2 protein-coding genes are annotated in these 2277 nt (G+C 41.8%); both read right to left on the minus strand.

What is annotated here, in order from left to right:
• Window positions 1-836: 836 nt before the first annotated feature.
• Window positions 837-1238 carry a hypothetical protein gene (locus tag AC5JM2_RS18350; protein ID WP_495836292.1) on the minus strand — a complete coding sequence of 134 codons (402 nt, stop codon included), beginning with the start codon at window positions 1236-1238 and terminating at the stop codon, window positions 837-839.
• Window positions 1239-1469: 231 nt separating this feature from the next.
• Window positions 1470-2277, minus strand: an 808-nt coding sequence (locus AC5JM2_RS18355; RefSeq protein WP_495836293.1) for a tetratricopeptide repeat protein, incomplete at its 5' end; no start/stop codon positions are given.

The raw sequence follows: 2277 nt of genomic DNA on the forward strand, positions 1-2277 counted from the left end.
GAGCAACAACAGAACTTTCTGCACCGAGACTGTTATCAGGAGTGATTTGTGCTCTTGCTACGGTGAAATAGGTAAAGCTGAATACGGTTGCAAGAGGTAATGTGAACAAAAAGAATGGGTGACGCACCGGTTTTATCCTCAGTAGCCTACAAGTTTTGAATAAGGGGTTGGAAAAAAGACTTTACAATAAGTAAAATTATGCTTCTTGAGTACTAATATCAGCTTTGTAGGCAAAGAGTGCTTATTTGTAAGATTTTGTGACAAAGTTAGGACTTACGCACTGAAAACTCGAAACCTCGATCCCCCCTAGCCCCCGCCAGGTGCTACAACGGGGGGAACCCTCCGCAGTCGCCACAACGGGACGCCACATGCTTCAAGTCGGGAAACCCGCCCAACGCAGTGGCTCGGGAACCCCCGCAAGGCGCTGCTCTCCCCAACGCACTGGCTCCCCTTAAAAAGGGGTGAATCTTAAAAGCCCCCTTTTTAAGCAGGGCTGTTTCATTCGTTAAGGAGAGAGGATTTGTCAATACGTAGCGCGATAATTTTTGGGATAGAAGTTATAGAAAACCTATATTTGGATCCAGAAAATTTAACTTTTATCCAGAAAATTAAGGACCAGCGCTAACATTAACCCTTGACATTATGAGCCTTTGAGGGAATGAAACAGCCCTGCCTTTTTAAGGGGGTTGGGGGATCTCTTCTGCGTAAGTCCTAAAAGTGTTTTTTGTCATATGACCCACGATTCGGGCTTTACCCCACCCCGGTTTTGTCTTACCCCAAAACCTCCCCTCCCCTTATAAAGGGGATGGGACATTATCGTTGTGGTTAGCGATCGCTCAAACGTTCTCTTCTTCTAAACTATTTTTTATCTTTTCATACAAAATTCGACTTTCTTCGTTTTCCGAAATACTTACATAGCGAATTAAATTCGCTGTGCATTCAGCTGCAAGAAACGCCAGCCTAACACCGTATGGAATATCCTCTATGAAATGTTGTAACTCGTAATTCTCACAAAATTTCTCTTCAGCTTCTTCTATTTTCCCTTCATTGTTGACTTGTTCATCTTTGACGATAGAACACATGAGAATTTGAAATTTCACTCCGATTTTTTCTATTGCATTATAAAGTGAAATCTTTTTTTCAAGAGCGTAAGCACAAGCACGTAATAATTTAGACAAATCTTCGTGACTGCCTGCTTCAAAAAAGGTTTCTTTATCAAATTCTGGCTCAACAATCATCTTTCGTTTTCTAACTCATTATAGAAAGGGCGCTACGTCTGTTAATCCAAATAGAAGTAGGGAACAGGGAACAGGGAACAGGAAACAGGTAATTCTAAACGCTTAACTCTTAACAGAATCTCGTAAAATCTCACTTTTGCAAGAGGTCTATTCAGCCAAAATCAATGAAATTCGATAAGCTGCTTCACATCCACTCCATTTTTTCGATGCTAATAACCATGAGCCTGCATTTCAACCTGCTACTGTTGGGTTTCCTGCTGAAATTCCGCTCAAAAACTGCTGAAAACGCTCATCAGAGGCAATTTCATCAAAATCTATGTCAGTTGCCGCTTCTTCCTTATAATCAGGATTAATCTCAACTGCCCGTTGCAGATTTTCTAAAGCTAACTCAACCTCTCTTTGCAGTGCGTAACAAGCAGCTTTGTTATAATAAGCACTGGCGTAATCTGGTTTTATTTCCAGGGCTTTGTTGAAACATTCAATCGCTTCGTCATCTTGTCCTAGCCTTACTAAAGCGTAACCTTGATTATTCCAGGCTTTGTAAGACTCAGGCTTGAGTTTGATGGCTTTGTCAAAACAAGCGATCGCATCTTCATATCGTTCCATTTCTTGCAAAGCAAGAGCTCTGTTGAACCATGCGACACCATCATCCGGCTTAACTTGCGTTGCTTTCTTGAAAGCAATAAAAGCTTGCTTGTGTTTTTGTAAGTATCCCAATGCTACACCAAGGTCAACCCAGGCTTGATGGTACTCTGGGTTGATTTTCAAAGCTTGTTCGTAGGAGGCGATCGCATCTTTGTACTGTTTCAACCTCCCTAAAGCCATACCTCTGTTCAACCAAGCAACAGCGTCTTTTGGCTGAATTTCCACTGCTTGGTTGTAAATAGCAAGCGCATCTTCGTAGCGTCTTTGGGAAAAAAGAACATTTGCTTGTTTGAGAATATCATCAACTTTTGACTCTTGTTGAGTCTGAGTATGTTCTCTCACCTCTGGTTGTTGTGGCACTTGCTGTATTTTTTTCTCGACTTTCGCCGTTGCA

This window comes from Brasilonema angustatum, assembly GCF_059505445.1.